At 70.1% G+C, this 2,165-nt stretch carries 3 protein-coding genes and 1 pseudogene; 1 reads left to right on the top strand and 3 read right to left on the bottom strand.

Translation table 11 applies throughout. From position 1 onward, the window contains the following. Positions 1–371, top strand: a 371-nt coding sequence (locus VFM98_RS09040; RefSeq protein WP_414709003.1) for a class I adenylate-forming enzyme family protein, incomplete at its 5' end; no start/stop codon positions are given. Between the two features lie 22 nt (positions 372–393). On the opposite strand, the gene VFM98_RS09035 is transcribed toward VFM98_RS09040, so the two are convergent. The 3 genes and pseudogenes from VFM98_RS09035 to VFM98_RS09025 form a co-directional block, all read right to left on the bottom strand. Then, positions 394–1,314, bottom strand: coding sequence for a tyrosine recombinase XerC (locus tag VFM98_RS09035; protein ID WP_325109587.1), 921 nt, complete (start codon positions 1,312–1,314; stop codon positions 394–396). A gap of 5 nt (positions 1,315–1,319) precedes the next feature. Next, complete coding sequence (locus VFM98_RS09030) at positions 1,320–2,015, bottom strand: DUF484 family protein (protein ID WP_325109586.1); 696 nt, start codon at positions 2,013–2,015, stop codon at positions 1,320–1,322. Position 2,016: 1 nt separating this feature from the next. Then, positions 2,017–2,165 (bottom strand): annotated as a pseudogene (locus tag VFM98_RS09025) (diaminopimelate epimerase); the annotation flags it as partial.

The raw sequence follows: 2,165 nt of genomic DNA, 5'->3' as shown, positions 1-2,165 counted from the left end.
CGGGCGACATCGGGACGATGGATGCGGAAGGCTACCTGCGGGTGCACGACCGCAAGAAGGACATGATCAACCGGGGCGGCTACAAGGTGTTCTCGGTCGAAGTGGAGAACTGCCTGGTAGGCCATCCGGCCGTGCAGGAGGCGGCGACGGTGGGGGTGCCCTGTCCGGTGCTGGGGGAGCGCATCCATGCGTTCGTCTATGCGCCCGGCGCAGTCGATGTGGAAGCCCTGCGCGCCGAACTCGTCGCGCGTTGCAAGGCGGAACTGGCCGACTACAAGACGCCGGACGGCTGGAGCTGGCTCACCGAGCCCTTGCCGCGCAATGCGAACGGGAAGGTGTTGAAACGCGCGTTGCGCGAACGCGTCGCCTGACCGCAGGCGCTGCGACCTGCGCTCACTTCCTCTTCGCCCGCGGATGCGCGGCGTCGTAGGCCTTGGCCAGGTGCTGGTAATCGAGTCGCGTGTACACCTGCGTCGTGCCGATGTTCGCGTGCCCGAGCAGCTCCTGCACGGCTCGCAAATCACCGCTGGACTGCAGGACGTGGCTGGCGAAGGAATGCCGCAGCATGTGCGGATGCACCGGCGTCGCCAGCCCGGCGTGCAGGCTGCGCCGCTTCAACCGCGCCCAGATCGCCTGCGCGCTCAGGCGCGTGCCGTTGCGGCCGATGAAGAGCGCGGCCTCGCCGGCATGCCGCCCGCCCGCGCGCTGCGCCAACCATGCGCGCAGCGCCTCCAGCGCCTTCGTCCCGACAGGGACCGTGCGCCGCTTGCTGCCCTTGCCCAGCACGTGCGCCTCGCCGGCATCGAGGTCCACCCACCCCTTGGCCGCGCCGCTCGCCCGCGCATCCAGCCCCACCAGCTCGCCCACCCGCAGTCCGCAGCCATAGAGCAGTTCCACGATCGCGGCATCGCGCGCTTCCAGCCAGGGATCGGCGTCCTCGGCGCTGAACTCCGCCAGCTGCACCGCATCGTCCACGCTCAAGGCCTTGGGCAGCGGCTTGGCCACCTTGGGCGCGCGCACGTCCTGCACCGGATTGCTCGCGACCAGCCCTTCGCGCCCGAGCCAGGCATAGAAGCCGCGCCAGCCGGAGAGGATCAGCGCGATGCCGCGCCCGCTGCGGCCGCCTCCGTGCATCTGCGCCACCCAGCGCCGCACGTGCGCGTTCTGCACCTGCGCCAGCGCCACGTCGGCCTTTTCGGCGTTCTCCCGCAGCTTCTGCAGGTCGAGCGCATAGAGTTCGACCGTGCGCGCGGCCAGCCGCTTTTCGACGCGGACGTGTTCGAGATAGCGTTCGACCAGCCCGGCGTCGTCCATGCGGATCAGCGCGGACGCAGCCGCGACAGGGCGTCGCTCGCGGTCTCCGCGATGCGCTCCAGGAAGTCGGTGCCCATGCCGGACTCGAAGCGCTGCGGGTCCGGCGAAGCCAGCACCAGCATGCCGAAGGCCGGCGCGGGGCCGTTCACCGCGCCGGCGCGCAGCGGGATCAGCGCCAGCGACATCGCCGTCTCCGGCTGGTCCAGCCAGCCCACGGCCTCGATGCCGGTCACCACGCCGCAATAGGGCTGCTGCAGCGAGGTGGCGAAGGCCTTGGCGTCCTCGCTCACGCCCTGCGCGAACGGCTCCTCGCGGTAACGCTCGTCCACGTCCCAGACCTTCAGCGCCACCTGCGGCACCATGAACTGCGCCTGCAGTTCGGCCACCAGCGTGGCCGGCAGCGCGCGCGAGGAGTTCACCAGCAGCAGCGCGCGGGCCCAGCGGTGCACGCGCTCGGAGATCACCATGTTCTCGTTGCCGTGCCGCACCATGTCCATGATGCGGTGCTCCAGCGCCTTGATCTTGTCGCGCAGCATCTCGGCCTGCCGCTCCTGCAGGCTCACCGCGCGGTTGCCGTGCGGGCTGGTGAGCTGCACGCTCGCCAGCAGCTGCGCGTGGCGTTCGAAGAACCCCGGGTTGTTGGCCAGCCAGTTGGCGATGTCGTCTTCCGTGATCGGGTGCATCTGTTCTTCGTTGCCCATGTCAGTCCTGCAGTTCGATTTCGCCCTCGAACACGGTCACGGCCGGTCCGGTCATGTACACCGGCGCGTTGCCGCCGGCCCATTCGATGGTGAGCAGGCCGCCACGCGTCTCCACGTCCACGCGCGCATCCAGGCGCCCGAGCCGGATGC

It is taken from the genome of Ramlibacter sp., from assembly GCF_035706265.1.
Lineage (GTDB): Bacteria > Pseudomonadota > Gammaproteobacteria > Burkholderiales > Burkholderiaceae_C > Ramlibacter.
This window is presented reverse-complemented; position numbering and strand designations above follow the sequence as displayed.

Bases quoted from the DNA above. Each gene is read 5' to 3' on its own strand.
- VFM98_RS09030 (WP_325109586.1), bottom strand. From the start codon at position 2,015: ATGGGCAACGAAGAACAGATGCACCCGATCACGGAAGACGACATCGCC.
- VFM98_RS09035 (WP_325109587.1), bottom strand. From the start codon at position 1,314: ATGGACGACGCCGGGCTGGTCGAACGCTATCTCGAACACGTCCGCGTC.